This is a genomic window from Streptomyces sp. CCM_MD2014 (genome assembly GCF_000772045.1).
GTDB lineage: Bacteria > Actinomycetota > Actinomycetes > Streptomycetales > Streptomycetaceae > Streptomyces > Streptomyces salinarius.
In genome coordinates this window covers 599,327-617,739 of the sequence record NZ_CP009754.1, presented here as the reverse complement: position 1 = coordinate 617,739, position 18,413 = coordinate 599,327, and the positions used below count along the sequence as shown (strand labels likewise).

The window sequence follows — 18,413 nt, the reverse complement described above, 5'->3', positions numbered from 1 at the left end:
CCCCGGGCGGGCCGTGCCGGACACCCGCGGGCCCGGGTCGGCCCCTTCTATACGCTGATCGCGTGGCGACAGCGAACCAGCGCGGACAGCACGCGCACGAGCGGAGGACCGGCCCCGGCGCCGAGGGGAGCGACCTGCACGTGCTCGCCGCACAGCTGAGGCGGATGAACGGTGAGATCAACCGACTCGTGCACGGCTTCGCCGGCAGCCACGGCCTGCACGCCACCGACGTGCAGGCGCTCGCCGCGATCCTGGACGCGCGCGAGCCCATGACCCCCGGGCGGCTGCGCGAGCACCTGGGGCTGACCTCGGGCGCGGTGACGGCGTGCGTGGACCGGCTGGAGCGTGCGGGGCACGTGCGCCGGGTCCGCGAGAGCGCCGACCGCCGGGTCGTCCACCTGCGCTACGTGCCCGAGGCCAAGGAGGCGGCCCGGAGGTACTTCCTCCCGCTGGCGGAGGCGGCCGCCACCACCCGTGCGCGCTTCGACGACGACGAACTCGCGGTCGTGATCCGTTTCCTGACGGCGATGAACAAGAACCTGCGTCTCGTGCCGTCGGACGAGGGCTGAGCCTTCCGGCACTACCGCATACGGACGAATGACCGGGGCACAGGCGGTGTGTCACCCGGCGGGGCGAAGTAATTCAATCATTGAGATTGTTTATGATCGAGCCACCTCGCCGTCGCCCCGCAGACCTGGAGATCCGCCACCGATGTCCCATCCCTCCCGACGGGCCCGATGGCTCGTCCCCGCCGTCCTGCTCCTGGTCTGGCTCGGCATCGGCGGAGCGCTGGGTCCGTACGCCGGAAAGCTCGGCGAGGTCGCCACCAACGACCGCGCCGCCTTCCTGCCCCGCAGCGCGGAGTCCACGCGGGTCATCGACGCCCAGAAGGCCTTCCAGCAGAACGAGACCCTCCCGGTGATCGTCGTGTGGACCGCCGACGGCGGTGGCTCCGTCACCGGCCACCGGGCCGAGGCCACCCGCTCCCTCGCGTCCCTGAAGGGCGAACCGGGTGTCGTCGGGCAGGCGTCGCCCGCGCTGCCCTCCGAGGACGGCGCGGCCCTCCAGGCCGTCGTCCAGGTCGAGCCCGACCTCGGCGACGCGCTGCCCGACGTCCTGGCCCGGATCGGCGACGCGGCCAAAAGGGTGCCCGGCACGCACGCACAGCTGGCCGGTCCCGCGGCCTCCCAGGCGGACCTCTCCGACGCCTTCTCCGGCATCGACGGACTGCTGCTGGGCGTCGCGCTGATCACGGTGCTGGTGATCCTGCTGCTCGTCTACCGCAGCGTCCTGCTGCCCCTCGTCATCATCCTGGGCGCCGTCTTCGCCCTGGGGCTGGCCTGCGCGATCGTCTACGCGCTGGCCGAGCGCGACGTCGTACGCGTCGACGGGCAGGTCCAGGGCATCCTCTCCATCCTGGTCATCGGCGCCGCCACCGACTACGCGCTGCTGCTCACCGCCCGCTTCCGCGAGGAGCTGGCCCGGCACGCCGACCGCTTCACCGCGGTGCGCGCCGCGCTGCGGGCCTCCTGGAGCGCCGTCGTCGCCAGCGCCGCGACCGTCGCCCTCGCCCTGCTGGCGCTGCTGCTGAGCGACCTCACCAACAACCGCGCGCTCGGACCCGTCGGCGCCATCGGCATCGTCTGCGCCGTACTGAGCACCCTCACCTTCCTGCCCGCCGTCCTGGTCCTCCTCGGCCGGGCCGCGTACTGGCCCGCGCGGCCCGCACCGGCCGGCGACCCGGAGGCGGCCGGCGGACACCGGCTGTGGCACCGCGTCGCCGCACTGGTGGACCGGGCCCCGCGCCGCATCTGGGCGCTCTCGCTGGCCGCGCTGCTCGCCTGCGCCGCCTTCGCGCCGACCCTGACCTCCAAGGGCGTGCCCCTGGACGAGATCTTCGTGAACGACACCCCGTCGGTCGCCGCGCAGCAGACCCTGGCCCGGCACTTCCCGGGCGGTTCCGGCAACCCGGCGGTGATCATCGCCGAGGCCGACCGTCTCGGCCCGGTCCTCGCCGCCGCCCGCGACACCCGTGGCGTCGCCTCCGCCGCCCCGGTGACCGCCTCCGGCCGGCCCGGCGGTGGTGAGCCCGAGGTGGTCGACGGGCGGGTGCGGATCGACGCGACGCTCGAGGCGCCGGCCGACAGCGACGCCGCCAAGAGCGCCGTGGCCCGCCTCAGGACGGCCGTCCACGAGGTGCCGGGCGCGGACGCCCTCGTCGGCGGCTACACCGCCCAGCAGTACGACACCCAGCGCACCGCCGAGCACGACCGGACGCTCATCGTGCCCGTGGTCCTCGCCATCATCCTGGTCATCCTGATCGCCCTGCTGCGCTCGCTGCCGATGCCCGTGCTGCTGGTGGCGACGGTGGCGCTGAACTTCCTGGCCACCCTGGGCGTCTCGGCCCTGGTCTTCACCCACGTCTTCGGCTTCAGCGGCACGGACGCCTCCGTCCCGCTGTACGGCTTCGTCTTCCTGGTCGCCCTCGGCGTGGACTACAACATCTTCCTCATGTCCCGGGTGCGGCAGGAATCCCTGCGCCACGGGGTACGGGAGGGCATCCTGCGCGGTCTGACGGCCACCGGGGGCGTGATCACCTCGGCCGGCGTCGTCCTCGCCGCCACCTTCGCCGCGCTGGGGGTGATTCCGCTGGCCTTCCTGGTGCAGATCGCCTTCATCGTGGCCTTCGGGGTACTGCTGGACACCCTGGTCGTGCGCTCGCTGCTGGTCCCGGCGCTCGCCCGCGACCTCGGTGCCGTCGCGTGGTGGCCGGGGCGGCTGGGACGGCTGGGACGGCGTACCGGAACCGGGCAGGGGTGAGCGGCCCCTGCCCGGCCGCACGCCTCAGGCGTCCGGGCGGTCCGGCAGGGGCCGCACCGTGCCGAGGAAGCGCCGTACGGCGATCTCGATGACGACCCGCTCCGGGTTCTCCCGGGGCTGCCGGTAGCGGGCGGCGTACCGGGCCTCCGCGTCGCGGACCGCCGCGGCGTCGTCCCGTACCGACGCGACGCCCTCCAGCGTGGACCAGCGCCTGCCGTCCACCTGGCCCACGGCGACGACCGTTCCGGCGGCCCGCCGCGCGTTGCGGGCCTTCGTCGTGTCCCGGCTCGTGATGACCCGCGCCGTGCGGGTGGCGTGGTCGTACGTCACCCCGACCGGGACCAGGTGGGGCGTCCCGTCGGCCCGTGGCGTCGACAGGAAGCAGATCCGGCGCTCCTGCCAGAACCGGACGAATTCGTCCACCTCATGCCGTTCCCCGGTGTCCATCCGCTCTCCTCACCCGCGCCGCGTGCGTTCCTTGCGGAACAGCATGGCCCGGCCGGCCGCAGACCCGCCCGGCGGGGTCGGGCCGACGGCGGAACGCTGCGCTCAGGCGGCGTCCCGTTCGGACGCGTGCGCCCGCGCCGGTTCCGGGCGCGGGCCCGGGGAGCGGTGGCTCCGGCCGCCGGGGATCAGGCGCAGATGCCGATGCCGCGCGTGCCGGCGCGGCGCCGGATCACCGAACAGCCGGTCCTCCAGACACGTCATGCCGAACAACAGCAGCCCCAGTCCGGGCAGTAGCAGGACGGCAACGGTAACCACGCCGCGGGCCCCTTCCGTTGTGGGACGACTTCCCGCGGGTGCCCAGGTGCGCGCCGGCCAAAGCCGTCATGTTCGGGCGCTTCCCGGGTAGGGGGCCCCGACGGCAGACGAGTAGTCCCCGAGGAACGGAGCAGCCGAGCCGATGTCGCACACCTCCCCGCCCGCCGAACCGGCCACGACCCCGCACCTGGCGGCCTCGTGGCCGGACTGGATCGGCGACCACACCGCGGCACTGATCGGGATACCCCTGCGCATCGCGCTCATCGTCGTGATCCTGCTCGTGCTGCGCGCGGTCGCCAAGCGGGCCATCACCCGGGTCGTCCAGCGGGTCCTGGAACCGTCGGCGGGCGAGGCCGGACAGAGCCGCCCCCGCAGGCCGGCCCGCGGCGCCGCCGTCCTGCACCGCGACCGGTCCCGGGCCCGGCAGCGCCGCGAGCAGCGGGCCCGCACGATCGGCTCGGTGCTCAGCAGCGCCGTGACCATCGTGCTCTTCATGGTCGGCGTCGCCATGGTGCTCGACCAGGTCGGCATCGCCCTCGGCCCGCTGCTGGCCAGCGCCGGGGTGGTCGGCCTGGCCATCGGCTTCGGCGCCCAGAGCCTGGTCGCCGACTATCTGTCCGGGCTGCTCATCATGGTCGAGGACCAGTACGGCGTCGGCGACTCCGTCGACCTCGGCGAGGCCGTGGGCGAGGTGGAGCACGTCGGCCTGCGCCTGACCCACGTGCGCGACCTCAACGGCGGCCTGTGGCACATCCGCAACGGCGAGATCCTGCGCGTGCGCAACGACAGCCAGGAGTGGGCCCGCGCCGTCCTCGACGTCGCCGTGGCCCACGAGGCGAACCTCGACACCGTGTATCGCGTCCTGGAGGACACCGGCCGCGCGCTGCGCGAGGACCCCGACTTCGCGGACGTCCTGCTGGAGGACCCCGCGGTGTGGGGCGTGCAGTCCCTGGACGCCGACGGGGTGCTGGTGCGCCTCGCCGTCAAGACCGTGCCGCTCCAGCAGTGGGGCGTCACCCGGGAGCTGCGCCGCCGGGTCAAGGAGGCGCTGGACGACGCGGGCGTCGAGATCCCCTTCCCGCGGCGGACGGTGTGGCTGCGCACCGACGATCCCGAGGGCGAGCCGCAGGCGCTGACGCGCTGACGGGGACGGCCCGCCGACGCCGGATTTGCCGGACCGGCAAACATCTTTGGCACCCCCTGGCCGGCGGGGGCAGCCTGCACACGGGACGCGCGAGCGAAACGCGCCCCGCGTGCAGACGGCCCCGCCCGCTCAGGAGGAACCATGACCGACACCCCCGCCGCGGCCCCGGCCGCGGAGTTCTGGGAAGCCCGCTACCGCGACACCGGCCGCGTCTGGAGCGGCCGCCCCAACGAGTTGCTGGTCCAGGAGGCGTCCGGCCTCGCCCCCGGCACCGCGCTCGACCTCGGCTGCGGAGAGGGCGCGGACGCCGTGTGGCTGGCCTCGCGGGGCTGGCGGGTCACTGGCGTGGACATCTCCGCCACCGCCCTCGAACGCGCGGCCGGGCACGCCGCCGAGGCCGGAGTCGGCGACCGCGTCGCCTGGGAACGCCACGAGCTGGGACCCTCGTTCCCGGAGGGCTCCTTCGACCTGGTGAGCGCCCACTACCTGCAGTCTCCGGTCGCGCTCGACCAGCAGGGGGTGCTGCGCGCCGCGGCCCGGGCCGTGGCGCCGGGCGGCACCCTGCTGGTCGTCATGCACGCCGGCTGGCCCTCCTGGCAGACCGAGCCGCCCTTCGAGGCGGTCTTCCCCACCCTGGACGGCGTTCTCGCCGAACTCGCCCTGCCCGAGGGGGAGTGGAGCGTCAGGACGCGTCGGACCGATCGACGGCCGAGCGTCTCGCCCGAGGGTGTCGAGGGCTTCCGCGAGGACCACGTGTGGCGCCTCGCGCGGGTGCCCGTCGTTGAATGAGTGACCTTCTGAGAATTTTGTGAAGAAAGGCATGTTCTGGGACTTACCGGACACCCTTGGGTGTGAAGGCCATTTGGCTACCAGAGGGAGATGGTGAAATGCCTTCCAAGGACAAGGTGCTCGAGGAAGTCACCCGCACCGAGAACATCGACATCGACGCGGTTCTCGACCCCGCCGAGCCCGACGGAGTCTTCCGCGACAGCCGCGAGTGCGCCGCGCTCGCCCTGCAGTCCGGAGGTACCAACCTCCTGCTCTCGCCGCCGACCCCGCGCCCGAAGAAGGGCTGACGGACCGACGGGAGAACGAGATGGAGCAGTCGAGCACATCGGCCCTCCTGCAGGGAACGGTGCTTGACCTCGCCTCCGACGTGGTCTCCGCTCTTCGGAGCGGAGACCACGTGCGAGCGGGGAGCACCCTGACGGGAGGCGGCGCCGGAGAAGGCGTCGCACGTGCGGCCGTACGCGTCCTGGGCGCCGACACCCTGCTGCCCAGCGTCCTGCTGCGCGTGCCGCCCGAGCCCGCGCAACTCGCCGTGTTCAAGGACGCCGTGGCGGCCCACCCGCCGCGCGACGACGCGGCACCCACCGTCGTGTGGAGCCACTGGGCCATGACCCGCGCCCTGCGCCGGACCGAGCGAGCCCTGGGCGGCCCGCTCGCCGACGAGCCGGGCACCGAACCCGACGCCCGCTGGCTCGACGACGCGTCCTGGCAGTTCCTGACCCACCAGCTCGCCGTCCTGGCCCCGCTCGCGCTGCCCGGCGAGGAGTGCGCCGTGACCCGCGTGGCGCGCGCCCGGCCCGTGGACGTCGCCCGCGGTTTCGTACGGGCGGTGCGCCGCCGCGACTGGCAGCAGGCGGCAGGCGCCGGACGCTGGCTCACCCTGCTGGACGGGGTGCCCGACACCCTCGGCCTCGAGGCCGGGCTGGACTTCGTCCGCCTCATGGGCGGCTCCGACCCGCGGGTGGCCCTGCAACTGGAAGCGGCGCGTCTGATGCCCGCCGGAGTCCTCCTGTGAACGTCCGGGACGCGAGCGCGCACGACGTGCGCGTCCGCGAGGTCGAGGCGGCCGCACTGGACTGGGTGTGGGCCCACCGCGACCGCTTCGCGCTCGGCGACGACGCCCTGGCGGCCGACGGCCAGGTCAACCGGACGTGGAAGCCCCTCGGCGAGCTGACCCAGGTCTGCGCGTCCGTGTCCCGGTGCACCCCGCCCGGGGACCCGCTGCACGCCCGCGCGTCCGAGCTGCTGGACTTCGCCTGGCAGCAGACCCACCGGGGCGAACTCTTCGCGCTCATGCAGTCGCTGGAACCCTTCGCCACCTACCCGCTGGAGGTGTACGCGGCCTTCGCCTCGGCCGGACTGCGCCACCCCGGCTATGAGGCGTCCGCCGCCGTGGTGGCCCGCACCCGCGGCTGGCGGCTGACCGAGCAGTACCCCACCCGGCGCCTCGGCGTGCTCGAGGCCGAGCGGCGCAGCGGCATCCGGCCGCACGGGGGCGTGCCGCAGGCGCTGGACCGCACCTGGCTGGGCGGCCTGCCGGAACCCTGGACCTTCGAACGCCAGGCCGGTTACGCGCTCACCCACGTCGTCTTCCACCTCACCGACTGGGGACGCACCGCCCGGGGCGTGCCGGCGGAGCTGGTGGACTACCTGCTGCACTGGCTCCCGCCCTGGCTCGACACCTGCCTGGACGCACGGATGTACGACCTGAGCTGCGAGCTGCTCGCGGTCGCGGCGAGCCTGCCGCGTCCCTGCGGGACGGCCGTCCTGGAGGACGCCTGGCGGCGGGTCGCCGCCGCACAGACCCCGTCCGGCGCGATCCCCGAGGAGGGCGCCGCCCAGGACGCCGCCGGGCCCGACCCGGGACCGGACCCCTACGACTTCACCGACTGCTACCACTCCACCCTCATGGCCGCCTTCGCGGCGGCCCTCACCACGGCGGCGACGGCGCCACCGCCGGACGTGCGGCACCCCGCACCCCGCACAGGACAGCACGCCGGACAAGGAGCGCCGGGATGACGGACACCCGCCTGATCCACCGCGTCGGAGCCGGTGCCCTGGAGTGGCTGTGGGCCCACCGCGACGGATTCCGCCTGGAGCCGGACGTGGACCCGGAGATCGGCTTCCTGGAACGCTTCAAGCCGATCGGCGAACTCGCCCTCATCTGCAAGGTGCTCTTCCGCGAGGGCGTCGCCGGTTCCCGGCAGGCCCAGCTCGCGCGCCAACTGCTCGACCACACCTGGCGCGAGACCCTGGACGGCGGCCGCATGCTGGTGCGCGGCCAGCGCATCGAGCCCTTCTCGCCCGCCCCCTTCGAGGTCTACCTGCCGTTCAGGGAACTGGGATACAGCCAGCCCGAGATCGAGAACGCCACGGTCCTCAACCACCGGCTGGACAGCTGGGCGCGCATGCCGGTGACCCCCACCCGGCGCCTCGGCCTGTCCGCCTTCCAGCGCCGTTTCGGCCTGACCGCACGCCCGCCCGAGGCCGAACTGGTCGCCGCCACCTGGCTGGCCGGCACCCCCGAGCCGTGGACGGTCGAGGGCCACACCGCGTACGACATCACGCACACCGTCTTCCACCTCACCGACTGGGGCGAGAACCCCGACGGGCTGCCGCCCGACGTCGCCGGCTACCTCGCCACCTGGCTCCCGGTCTGGATCGACGACTGGCTGGACCTCGAACGCTGGGACCTGCTCGGCGAACTCCTCGTCGTGGACGCCTGCCTGCCCAGCCCCACCCTCGACGAGGCCGCCTGGCGGGGCTTCGCCGCCGCGCAGCAGCCCGACGGTGCCATGCCCGCCGTACGCACGATGCCCGAGGGCGAGCCCGACGCGGTGTTCGACGTGGTCTACCACCCGACCCTGGTCGCCGCCTTCGCCTCCCTGCTGGCCACCTCACGCGCCCTCACCGAGCTGGCGCACTCCGCGTCGTGACCGGCCGTCGCACGCCCTGGCCGGGCGTCCCCGCCACCGACGAACGCGCCCCGGACGCCGACACCCCGAGGGAGTCCGCCCCGGCCGACGACGCGGCCCTGCGCGAGCGGCTGACCGAGGCCGTGCACGCCTGCGACGCCCCGGACGTCGTCTTCGCCGTCTCCCGGCGCGGTCGGCGCACCCTGCACAGCGGCGGCACCGCCCCGCCCCCCGACGTCCCCCGCGAGGACCTGCGCTACGAGACCGGGTCGGCGTCCAAGACCTTCACCGCACTGCTGCTCACCCGCCTGATCCGGCGCGGCGTGCTCACCGGCGGCGAGGCGGCCGCCACCTGCCTGGACCCCGGCACGCGGCCCGGCCCGCACCCCGTCACGCTCGCCCACCTCATCACCCACACGTCGGGACTGCCCGCGCTGCCCGCCGACTTCCTGCGCCGGGGCCTGCCCGCCTGGCGCACCAACCCCTACGCCCGGTACTCCGCCGAGCGGCTGGTCGACACCTTCCTGCACCACACGCCCAGGCACCGCCCCGGGACCCGCTGGCACTACTCCAACTACGGCGTCTCCGTGCTCGGCCACGCCGTCGCCGCGGCCACCGGCACCCCCTGGGACCACCTGATCACAGGGCAGGTGCTGCGCGCCCTCGGCCTCAGCGGAACGGCGCTGCGCGCGGAGGGGCCCGAGACCGACGCCGTCGGCCACCGCAAGGACGGCCGTACCCCGGTGCCGGCCTTCGACGCGGGCGGCTTCCAGGCGGCCGGAGCCGTCCGGTCCACCCCCAACGACCTGCTCACCTTCCTCGAGGCCCACCTCGACCCGGCCCGCTCACCTGCCGCGGGCGCCCTGCGGGCGGTGCGGGTGCCGGTGCTGCGGCGGGGGCTCGGGCACCGGCACGTGCACACCGTGGGCTGGTTCCGGCACCCCACCGACGGCGGACCGATGTACTTCCACAGTGGCGCCACCCTGGGCCAGCAGGCGTTCCTGGGCTTCCGGCCCGACACGGACACCGCGCTGGCCGCGGTGTGCACCCGGCGGTTCCGCGCCCGTGACCCGTTCATCGCCACCGCCTACGCGCTCCTGGCGGAGGGATAGCGACACGCGTGGGCGCGGGGCCGCGTCGAGCGACCCCGCGCCGTGCGCCGTGTGCCGTGTGTCCTGAGGCGTGTGTCGTGTGCCGGAGGGCGTCTGCCGTCCGTCAGACCCGCTGCCACAGGGCCGGAGTGTCCGCCGGTGATCCGGCGCCCTGCGCCTGGTGGCTCTGCAGACACCGGTAACGCACACCGTCGAAGGACACGGTGGTGCCGACCTCGTAGACCCGGCCCGCCGTCCACGCGTCCGCCGCCGCGTTGTCCTGCGGCGCCGGCGTCTGCGAAGCGGCGGAAGTGGTCTTCAGGGTGAGGCCGAAGTCGCTGAGCAGGGGATTGATCGGCTGGTAGAAGGTCGTCCCGCCGTTCGTGCAGTCGCCCGAGCCGCCGGACGTGGTGCCCTGCGCCTGGGTGCCCGACACGTAGGGGCCGCCGGAGTCGCCGGGTTCGGCGCACACCGTCGTCTGGGTCAGCCCGTCGACGGTGCCCTGCGGGTAGGTGACACTCGTGTCGTGCTGCTGAACGGTCCCGCAGTGCCAGCCCGTGGTCGAGCCGGAACGGCACACCGAGGCCCCCACGAGCGCCTCCACCGAACCGGTGATCTGGATCTTCTCGCCGTCCTGCGCCTTGACGTCCGGCGTCGCGGTCCAGTCGGAGTTGACGCCCACCCAGGCCATGTCCTTGCCGGGGAAGGTCGAGGCCTGGAAGGTGCCCTGAGCGGCCTCGTTGAACCCGGTGGTGGTGGCGCCCGGGTCGCCGCAGTGCCCGGCCGTGGCGAAGCCCTGCTGGTCGTCCTTGGTGACGGAGAACCCGATGGAGCAGCGGGCCTGGTCGTTGATGTAGAAGGCGTCGCCGCCGACGAGGTCCTCCAGGACCCGGGGCTGGTCCGGCGAGACCCGGACGCCCACGTCCTGGCCCGCCAGCCCGGCGGCCGCGAGGAAGGCGTTCGCCGCCGACTCGCTGGTGGCCTGGACGGTGACCCGGTTGGTCTTCACGTCGACGTACCAGACCGGCGTCTGCCGGGTCCGGGTCCGGACGGCGGCGGCGTCCAGCTTCTCCTTGACCGCGCGCAGCTCGGCCAGGTTGCGGTCGACGACGGCCGCCTCGGCGCCCTGGGCCTCGATGGCCGCGGTGTCCGCGGCGTCGGTGGTGGCGACGGTCAGCTCGGCCGAGGTGGCGCCGCTCACCCACGCCCCGGCGAAGCGGTCGCCCAGCGTGTTGCGCAGCATGCCCGCACGGGTGCCCGCCTCCGCCTCGTTGACCAGCCGGGCCGCGGCCTGTCCCGGCGCCAGCCCCAGGTCGCGTTCCATCGCGCTCAGCATGCGTGCCGGGGCCGCGGCGGCGTCGGGCGTACGGGCCACGGCGGGCCGCGGTTCCGGGACGGGCGGCGGGGCGGCCGACGCGGCCGAGGGGAGTGCGGTCAGGGCCAGGGCGCCGAGCGCGGTGAGGGCTGCGCGGCGGCTGCGCGCGGCATGTCTGCCGACCATGCGATGTGCCTCCTTCGAGTGCTGTGCGAGACAGCGGTGTTCGGTGGGCGACCGTGGGTCACGGTGCGCCTGCGGCGAAGTCACAGGCCTTGCCGCAAAGATCCGCGAGGATGCCCGGCCCCGGTCTGTTTCGCGCGATGGGGGACGCCGCGGGTGCCATGTGCAGTACGCGGCGCGCTCCCGCGGCGCGGCGGGGACCGGGGATCAGGCGGGCTTCAGCCCCGGTTCGCCCGCCTCGGTGACGAAGGACCCGGCGGTCGTGACGGCGGCGCCGGGCGTGCTGATGGCGGAGACCGTCCTGAAGTCGAGACGGGTGGCCTGACGGCCCAGTTCGGCCCGGACGTAGCCGCGCTTGCCGTTGTAGAACTTCATGTGCGGGTTCGCCCGCATGTACAGGTCCCAGTTGGCGGGCTTCTCCACACCGTCCCGGCCGCTGGCCACGGACGTGCAGGTGACCTCCGTGCCGACGGTGGCGGAGGCCGGGTCGTCGAAGTCCTCCTTGACGTCGAGGGCGTAGCCCACGTGCACGTCGCCGGTGAGGATCAGCCAGTTGTCGACGCCGGCGGCCTTCGCCCCGGCGACCACCCGGTCGCGGGAGGCCCGGTAGCCGTCCCAGGCGTCCATGGAGAGCGCGGCGTCGGCGGTCACGTCGAACTTGCGCTGGGAGAAGCACACCTGCTGGGGCATCACGTTCCACAGCGCGGTGGAGGCCTTCCAGCCGTCGAGCAGCCACTGCTCCTGCGCGGTGCCGGTGATGGTGCGCGCCGGGTCGTCCGACTCGGCCCCGGGGGCGTGCGGCCGGTCGTCGTAGGCCTGGTCGGAGCGGTACTGGCGGGTGTCGAGGATGTCGAACTGGGCGAGCGTGCCCCACTGCAGCCGGCGGTACAGCCGTGCGTCGGGACCCTGCGGCAGCTGCGCGGCGCGCAGCGGCTGGTTCTCCCAGTACGCGCGGTACGCGGCGGCCCGGCGCAGCAGGAACTCCGACGGCGGGATGTCGTTCTCGGGGATGCTGCCCGCGTAGTTGTTCTCGGTCTCGTGGTCGTCCCATGCGACGACGAACGGATGCCGGGCGTGCGCGGCCCGCAGGTCCTCGTCGGTCTTGTAGAGCGAGTAGCGCAGCCGGTAGTCCGCGAGGGTCATCGTCTCGCGGTTGAACACGTCGGGCAGCGTGACGTCGGTGTAGTGGCGCTCCCCGCCCTCGGAGTTCACCGCGTACTCGTACAGGTAGTCGCCGAGATGGAACACCACGTCCACGTCGTCCTCGGCGACGTGACGGAGCACGGTGTAGTAGCCGTCCATGTAGGCCTGGCAGGCGACCGCCGCGAGCTTCAGCGACGAGGTGGCGCTGCCCGCCGCGGGCGCGGTGCGGGTCCGGCCCGCCGGGCTGAGCCAGGCACCGGCGCGGAAGCGGTAGTAGTAGACCGTCCCGGGCGTCAGGCCCTTCACGTCGACGTGGACGCTGTGGTTGTACTCGGCGTGCGCGTCGGCGGTGCCCCGGAACAGGACGCCCGCGAAGTACTCGTCCAGGGCCACCTCCCACTCCACCGTGACGCGCTCCGTGCCCATCCCGCCGTCCTCCAGGAACGGCTGGGGCGCCAGCCTGGTCCACAGCAGCACCGAGTCCGGCAGGGGATCGCCGGAGGCGACACCGAGGGTGAAGGGGTCCTTGCTGATCCGGGCGGCACGTTCGGGGGCGGCGACCGCGCCCCGCGCCGGCAGGTTGGTGGTGAAGGCGAGCGCGGCGGCGGCCGCGGTCACGGTGAGGAAGCGCCGGCGGCCGAGGTGCCGGACGGCGGCGCCCATCACGGCGTCGTGCGGGGAGAAGGCGTGTTCGGCCAGTGCGCTGGGACGGCCCGTGGGCGCCATCTGGGGTCCTCTCGTACAACGGGGCGATGCGCGGACCCCGCATGCTAAGCAGACAAAACGCCTTGAACCGGAAGGGCTTGCTGAGTGATCACACAGGCGGAGGTACGTGTGTGCGTGTGGGCGCGGTCCCTCCGGGGCACCCGGGAGCCATGGCCAGAACACGGCGCTACGACGTGGCGGCCTCCGGCCGCTGGTGGGACGAGGAGGACGGCCGCTGGTTGCCGGCCGGTGAGGTGCACGCCTGGGAGCAGGGCAGGAACGAGACCGTGTGCGGGCTGTCCCTCCACCGCTCCGGGCTCTCCCGCTTCCCGGCCGTCACCTGGACCGAAGTGCTGCCCGAGTCCGGCGGCGCCGCCGACGCCGTCCGGCCGCGTCTGCCCCCGCTGTGGCGCCGCGGCCGGACGCCGGGGCGCGGACTCCCGGCCCGCCTGGCGGCGCGTCAACCCGCGCCCGTAGGGGCCGGACGCGCGGTCCGGCCCCTGAACGGTTTCACCCGGTCCGTCGACTACGACGGCAGCGGCGAGCGGCTCACCCGGATCTTGGACTGGCCGTGCGGCCGCTTCTCCCAGTCCTCCATGAACCGCGCGTGCAGGTTGTGCTGGGCGGCGAGCGTGAGCAGGGTGTCCGTGCGGTAGTAGAAGTCCTCCCGGAGCACCTGGTGCTCGGCGCCTTCCGTCCGGTCGAAGGTGAAGTCGAAGAACCCGGTGTCGGTCAGGACGCGGCCGACGTGCGCCAGGCACTCGTCGATGACGCTCAGCGGCGAGTGCGAGAAGACGCTGTGCGCGTGGACGACGTCGAAGTGCTGGTCGGGCAGGAACTCCAGCCGCAGGTCCCCGGTGATGGTCAGGTGGGGCAGTTTCGCCTGGAGCCCGCGCTCCGTCAGGGTCTGCTTGGCGGCGATCAGGATGTCCGGCGAGATGTCGATGCCGTAGTAGTGACCGGTGTCGAGGTGGTCGATGAAGCGCCAGCCGCCGCGCAGGTTGCCGCAGCCGATGTCGAGCATGCGGTGCCCGGGGCGCAGCCCGTGCTCGATCAGGTAGTCGAACTGCATCTGCCCGAGCGCGAGCCAGCGGTCGTGGGTCCGGCTGCCGACCGCGGCCTCCGGGTTGCGCCGGGTGTCGGAGGCCATCACCGCCCGGTAGTAGCCGACGTGGTCGGGATGCTTGATCCGCAGCCACGCGTCCCGGCCGGCCCGCCGCACGTACGGGCCGACACGCTCGGGATGGCGCAGCGCGTACCCGACCTTGTGGGTGAGCGCGGCACGGTTGCTGCGCAGTTTCTTCGGGGACTTGGCGTCCTTGGGCATGGGGAGGTTACCTCCGTACGGTGAAGCGGACGGGTGAGGGGTGCCGGGCGGCGGGTCAGACCCGGCGGCGCAGCAGCAGGACGGTGACGAGGACGAGGACGAGGGCGAGGCCGCCGAGCAGCGCCGTGTCGGCCCACTGGAAGGCCCAGTAGTCGCCGGCCGGGTTGGCCTCGTAGTAGCGGGAGACATACCCGTTCCCGGTCATGCACTCTCGCAGCTCGCGGCCGGAGGGGTAGGGGCACTCCAGGACGGAGTCCCGGCGGCCGGAACCGGTGATCAGGCCGTAGTGCCCGGTGGACCACTTGTCGCCCATCGGCTCCTTGGGCCGCCAGCCGGCGCTGACGTAGCGCTGCGGCGGTACCAGCAGGCGGGCCCGGTGCGTCCACTGCACCAGCACCGCCACCGCGCCGGTGACCAGCAGGGTCAGGGCCGCGGCGGAGAGCACCCGGCGGGTGAGCAGGCCCGCGAGGGTGCCCACGGACAGGCCGAACAGCGCGGCGGCGACCAGGGAGGGGCCCGAGCCGGTCAGGGCGGTGGCCTCGTACCAGAAGACGCCGTAACTGCGGTTGACGGCGGGCTCCCACCACCAGCGGAACAGCAGGGCGAGCGACCCGGACAGCACCACCGTCCCCAGCGCCGCCAGGGCGAACCGGGAGGCGAACCACTGGGCGCGGCCGACGCCCTGGGACAGGACCATCCGGTGGGTGCCCAGCTCCCGGTCCCGGCCCAGCAGCGGCGCCCCCCAGAACATGCCGACCAGGGCGGGCAGCGCCATGTTGAGCGCGCCCAGCAGCTTGAGCGGCTCGACGTCCAGGAACTGGGGCAGGCCGTCCTGGGGCCGGGAACAGTACAGCGGCCCCGGGTCGCAGTGGTCGAACACCCCGCTGTGCAGGTCGTCGAGCATGCCCGCCCGGAAGTACGCGGCGAGCGCGACGGCGGCCAGCAGGACCGCGGCGGCGCAGCCGGCCAGGGCCCGTTGCTGGCGCCAGGCCAGCCAGAGCGTCCCCTTCACGCCGCCGCCCCCTTCGCACCGCCGGCGGCGCCCTGGAGGTGGCCGAGCAGGATCTCCTCCAGGCCGGGCCGCTCCACGTGGAAGGCGCCGCCGACCGGGCCGCGCGGCCGGACCAGCGCGGTCAGCTGCCGCCCGTGCACCCGGCGGTGCACCACGGTGTGCTCCCGCAGCGCCGGCTCCTCGTCGGCGTGGCCGGTGAGCAGGAGGTGGCCCTCGCGCAGCGCGTCGGCGTCCTCGTTCAGCTCCACCCGGCCGGCCCGCAGCAGCGTCACCCAGTCGCAGGTCTGCTCCAGGTCGGGCAGGACGTGCGAGGACAGCACGATGCTCACCTCGCGCTCCGCCGCCTCGGCCATCAGCGTCGCCATGATCTCGCCGCGCACCACCGGGTCCAGGTCGGCGAGCGGCTCGTCCAGCAGGAGCAGTTCCGGCCGCTTGCCCAGCGCCAGGGCGAGCGCCACGCGGGTGCGCCGGCCCGGGGACAGCTCGCCCACCCGGACGGACGGCGCGATGCCGCCCTCGCGCACGACCCGCTCGGCGACCGCCCGGTCCCACGCGGCGTTCAGCTTGCCGCCCATGCGCAGGGTGTCGGCCACCGTGAAACGCGGGTAGAGGGGCTTGTCCTGGGTGAGCAGGGCGACGCGGGTGCGCGCGGCCGCACCGTCCGGGGCGGTGCCCAGGACGCGTATCTCCCCGTGCGCGGGGCGCAGCAGGCCGCCGGCCAGGTGGAGCAGGGTGCTCTTGCCGGCGCCGTTGCGGCCGACCAGGGCGGTGATACGGCCACGGGGCACCGTGAACCCGCACTCCCGCAGGGCCCACGTGCCGCGGGCCCGGTAGCGGAACCCGAGGTCCGTTGCGTGCAGCGCGGCGGGCTCGTCAGGCCCGGTCATGCGTCCTCCTGATTCCGTTCCCGGTCGCCCGGGTCGTTCTCGTGTCGCTCGTGTCGCTCATGTCGCTCGTGTTGCGTGTCGTGCTCGTCGAGGGCCGCCGTGACCAGGGCGAGAACGTCGTCCCGTTCCAGTCCGGCCGACCGGGCCCGTGCGACCCACTCGGCGAGGCCGGCCCGCAGCGGCGAGTCGTCCTCCGCGCCGGGGCGCGCCAGGGACCGCGTCACGAAGGTGCCGAGCCCGCGCCGGGAGCGGACCAGTCCGGCCTGCTCCATGTCGCGGTACGCCCGGAACACGGTGTTGGGGTTGATGGCGGTGGCGGCGACGACCTCCTTGGCCGTCGGGAGCCTGTCCCCGACCCGCAGCACGCCCATCCGGAGCGCCTGCTCGGTCTGCCGCACGATCTGCACGTAGGCCGGGATGCCGCTCTGCCGATCGATTCGGTACTCGACCACGTCACCTTCCATGCTTTCATTAATTCATTAGTAGAAGCATGATCACACCGCACCCGGATGTCAAACGTCGAGCGCCTGGACTGTCCGTCCAGAAGATGGACGTGTAGTCTGGCTCATCTCCTGGAGTCCTGTCCTGGAGTCCGCACGAGGAGGGACCGATGACGGAACCCGCACTGGACGCCGAACGCGACGCCGTCCTCGCCGCGCTGCGACCGGTGGTCGACGGCGTCGCCGCGACGTTCGGACCGGTCTGCGAGGTGGTGCTCCACGACTACCGGCACCCCGAGCACTCGGTCGTGGCCGTCGCCGGGTCGGTGACCGGGCGGACCGTGGGCGGCGCGATGAGCGAGATCGGCATGCGCGTGCTGGCCCGCGGGGACGAGGCCCGCGACGAGCTGAACTACGTCACCCGCACGCCCGGGGGCACCCTGCTCAAGTCGTCCACCATGGTGCTGCGCGACTCCACGGGCGCCGTCTTCGGCGCCCTGTGCGTCAACCTGGACGTCAGCGCCGTCGACCGCGCCCACGCCCTCCTCGGCGCCCTCGCGGGCACCGCCCGCACCCCCGCCGAAGTCCCGGCCACCACCTTCGGCGACGACATCGACGCCGTGGTGGACGCCATCGTCGACGACCACCCGCTGCGCCGGGACACCAGTTGGGCGGCGCTGGACCGGGAGCGGCGACTGGAGCTGTTCCGCGACCTCGACGGGCGCGGGGTCTTCGCCGTACGCCGCTCGGTCGAGCACGTCGCCGCCCGGCTCGGCATCTCCCGCGCCTCCGCCTACCACTACCTCTCCCAGGCCCGCGCCGTCCCCGGCCCGGCCGCCGACACCCCCTGAGGACACCCGTGACGTCCACCACCCCGCCGGTCACCCTCGACGACGTCCGCTCCGCCGCCGCCCGCGTCGAGGGCGTCGCACACCGCACCCCCGTCCTGCGCTCGCGCACCCTGGACGCCCTCGTCGGCGCCGAAATCCACCTCAAGTGCGAGAACCTCCAGCGGGTCGGCGCCTTCAAGTTCCGGGGGGCCTACAACGCCGCCTCCCGCCTCGCGCCCGAGCAGCTGGCCCGGGGCGTCGCCGCCTACTCCTCGGGCAACCACGCCCAGGCCGTCGCCCTGGCCGCACGCGAGCTGGGCACCACCGCCGTGATCGTGATGCCCGAGGACGCGCCGCCCTCCAAACGGGAGGCCACCGCCGGCTACGGCGCCGAGATCGTCACCTACGACCGCTACACCGGCGACCGCGCGGCCATCGCCGGGGCTCTGGCCGCCGACCGGGGCCTGACCCTGATCCCGCCCTACGAACACCCGCACGTCATCGCGGGCCAGGGCACCGCCGCCCTGGAACTGGTCGAGGAAACGCGAGAACTCGACGCGCTGATCGCGCCGGTCGGCGGCGGCGGACTGATCGCCGGGAGCGCCACCGCCGTCAAGGCCCTGTACCCAGGGACCCGGGTGATCGGCGTCGAACCGGAGGCCGGGGACGACACCAGGCGCTCCCTGGAAGCCGGCCGGCGCGTCACCGTGCCCGTCCCCCGCACCATCGCCGACGGCCAGGCCCTGCCCACCCCCGGCGAGCTGACGTTCTCCCTCAACCGGAGACTCCTGGACGGGATCGTGCTGGTCTCGGACGACGAGATCCGGCACGCGATGAGGTTCGCCTTCGAACGGCTGAAGACCGTCCTCGAACCCAGCGGGGCCACCCCGCTGGCCGCTCTGCTCAGCGGCCGGATCGACCCCCTGCCCCGCCGCGTCGGCGTGATCCTCTCCGGCGGCAACGTGGACGCCGCCCGCTTCGCCGAACTCTGCGGCGGGCCCCGCTGACGCCGCGGGTCCCCCGGATGGCGCCCCCGAGTTGACAGGCGGA

The 18,413-nt window shown here is 73.9% G+C and carries 19 protein-coding genes and 1 pseudogene; 12 read left to right on the top strand and 8 right to left on the bottom strand.

From position 1 onward, the window contains the following. Positions 1-62 precede the first annotated feature (62 nt). A complete protein-coding gene (locus NI25_RS02860; protein WP_061440903.1) occupies positions 63-569 on the top strand; it encodes a MarR family winged helix-turn-helix transcriptional regulator in 507 nt (168 codons plus the stop codon). 142 nt (positions 570-711) lie between these two features. Beyond that, on the top strand, positions 712-2,820 hold the full coding sequence (locus NI25_RS02855) for an MMPL family transporter (protein ID WP_061440902.1): 2,109 nt from the start codon (positions 712-714) through the stop codon (positions 2,818-2,820). Between the two features lie 24 nt (positions 2,821-2,844). Here the strand turns inward: NI25_RS02855 and NI25_RS02850 are convergent, their stop codons facing one another. Further along, entirely contained in the window at positions 2,845-3,267 is a 423-nt protein-coding gene (locus tag NI25_RS02850) for a pyridoxamine 5'-phosphate oxidase family protein (RefSeq protein WP_061440901.1), read from the bottom strand. Between the two features lie 102 nt (positions 3,268-3,369). Continuing rightward, positions 3,370-3,582, bottom strand: a complete 213-nt coding sequence (locus tag NI25_RS02845) for a hypothetical protein (RefSeq protein ID WP_061440900.1) — start codon at positions 3,580-3,582, stop codon at positions 3,370-3,372. Positions 3,583-3,724: 142 nt separating this feature from the next. On the opposite strand from NI25_RS02845, the gene NI25_RS02840 reads away from it, so the two are divergent. The 7 genes from NI25_RS02840 to NI25_RS02810 all read left to right on the top strand — a co-directional run bounded on the left by NI25_RS02840 (position 3,725) and on the right by NI25_RS02810 (position 9,542). Further along, positions 3,725-4,726 carry a mechanosensitive ion channel family protein gene (locus NI25_RS02840; RefSeq protein WP_061440899.1) on the top strand — a complete coding sequence of 334 codons (1,002 nt, stop codon included), beginning with the start codon at positions 3,725-3,727 and terminating at the stop codon, positions 4,724-4,726. A gap of 141 nt (positions 4,727-4,867) precedes the next feature. Then, a complete protein-coding gene (locus tag NI25_RS02835; protein ID WP_061440898.1) occupies positions 4,868-5,515 on the top strand; it encodes a class I SAM-dependent methyltransferase in 648 nt (215 codons plus the stop codon). A gap of 98 nt (positions 5,516-5,613) precedes the next feature. Further along, positions 5,614-5,802 carry a hypothetical protein gene (locus NI25_RS02830; protein WP_030399561.1) on the top strand — a complete coding sequence of 63 codons (189 nt, stop codon included), beginning with the start codon at positions 5,614-5,616 and terminating at the stop codon, positions 5,800-5,802. Between the two features lie 20 nt (positions 5,803-5,822). Continuing rightward, positions 5,823-6,530 (top strand): hypothetical protein, encoded by a 708-nt coding sequence (locus NI25_RS02825; RefSeq protein WP_061440897.1) that lies wholly within the window; start codon positions 5,823-5,825, stop codon positions 6,528-6,530. A gap of 26 nt (positions 6,531-6,556) precedes the next feature. Continuing rightward, positions 6,557-7,534 carry a DUF6895 family protein gene (locus tag NI25_RS02820; RefSeq protein WP_061446718.1) on the top strand — a complete coding sequence of 326 codons (978 nt, stop codon included), beginning with the start codon at positions 6,557-6,559 and terminating at the stop codon, positions 7,532-7,534. Next, complete coding sequence (locus NI25_RS02815; RefSeq protein ID WP_061440896.1) at positions 7,531-8,451, top strand: DUF6895 family protein; 921 nt, start codon at positions 7,531-7,533, stop codon at positions 8,449-8,451. The genes NI25_RS02820 and NI25_RS02815 overlap by 4 nt, the downstream gene beginning before the upstream one ends. Then, entirely contained in the window at positions 8,448-9,542 is a 1,095-nt protein-coding gene (locus NI25_RS02810) for a serine hydrolase domain-containing protein (protein WP_061440895.1), read from the top strand. Before NI25_RS02815 ends, NI25_RS02810 begins: the two co-directional genes overlap by 4 nt. Before the next feature lie 103 nt (positions 9,543-9,645). Here the strand turns inward: NI25_RS02810 and NI25_RS02805 are convergent, their stop codons facing one another. Next, on the bottom strand, positions 9,646-11,022 hold the full coding sequence (locus NI25_RS02805) for an alpha-lytic protease prodomain-containing protein (protein WP_061440894.1): 1,377 nt from the start codon (positions 11,020-11,022) through the stop codon (positions 9,646-9,648). Positions 11,023-11,226: 204 nt separating this feature from the next. Beyond that, entirely contained in the window at positions 11,227-12,888 is a 1,662-nt protein-coding gene (locus NI25_RS02800; RefSeq protein ID WP_061440893.1) for an alkaline phosphatase D family protein, read from the bottom strand. Between the two features lie 149 nt (positions 12,889-13,037). Here NI25_RS02800 and NI25_RS39935 point away from each other — a divergent pair. Continuing rightward, a pseudogene (locus NI25_RS39935) lies at positions 13,038-13,344 on the top strand (hypothetical protein). A gap of 49 nt (positions 13,345-13,393) precedes the next feature. On the opposite strand, the gene NI25_RS02790 reads toward NI25_RS39935, so the two are convergent. Genes NI25_RS02790 through NI25_RS02775 form a run of 4 tightly spaced genes read right to left on the bottom strand, consistent with a single transcriptional unit; the run spans position 13,394 to position 16,557 of the window. Further along, positions 13,394-14,194: a class I SAM-dependent methyltransferase gene (locus NI25_RS02790; RefSeq protein WP_061440892.1), complete on the bottom strand. Its 801-nt coding sequence runs from the start codon at positions 14,192-14,194 to the stop codon at positions 13,394-13,396. Between the two features lie 55 nt (positions 14,195-14,249). Beyond that, positions 14,250-15,206 carry an ABC transporter permease gene (locus tag NI25_RS02785; RefSeq protein WP_061440891.1) on the bottom strand — a complete coding sequence of 319 codons (957 nt, stop codon included), beginning with the start codon at positions 15,204-15,206 and terminating at the stop codon, positions 14,250-14,252. Continuing rightward, complete coding sequence (locus NI25_RS02780) at positions 15,203-16,093, bottom strand: ATP-binding cassette domain-containing protein (RefSeq protein ID WP_061440890.1); 891 nt, start codon at positions 16,091-16,093, stop codon at positions 15,203-15,205. Before NI25_RS02780 ends, NI25_RS02785 begins: the two co-directional genes overlap by 4 nt. After that, on the bottom strand, positions 16,090-16,557 hold the full coding sequence (locus NI25_RS02775) for a GntR family transcriptional regulator (protein ID WP_061440889.1): 468 nt from the start codon (positions 16,555-16,557) through the stop codon (positions 16,090-16,092). The genes NI25_RS02780 and NI25_RS02775 overlap by 4 nt, the downstream gene beginning before the upstream one ends. Before the next feature lie 146 nt (positions 16,558-16,703). Between NI25_RS02775 and NI25_RS02770 the strand changes: the two genes are divergently transcribed. Both NI25_RS02770 and NI25_RS02765 read left to right on the top strand, forming a co-directional pair. Continuing rightward, positions 16,704-17,384, top strand: a complete 681-nt coding sequence (locus NI25_RS02770; RefSeq protein WP_061440888.1) for a helix-turn-helix transcriptional regulator — start codon at positions 16,704-16,706, stop codon at positions 17,382-17,384. 8 nt (positions 17,385-17,392) lie between these two features. After that, positions 17,393-18,370 carry a threonine/serine dehydratase gene (locus tag NI25_RS02765; protein ID WP_061440887.1) on the top strand — a complete coding sequence of 326 codons (978 nt, stop codon included), beginning with the start codon at positions 17,393-17,395 and terminating at the stop codon, positions 18,368-18,370. The last annotated feature ends 43 nt before the right edge of the window (positions 18,371-18,413 follow it).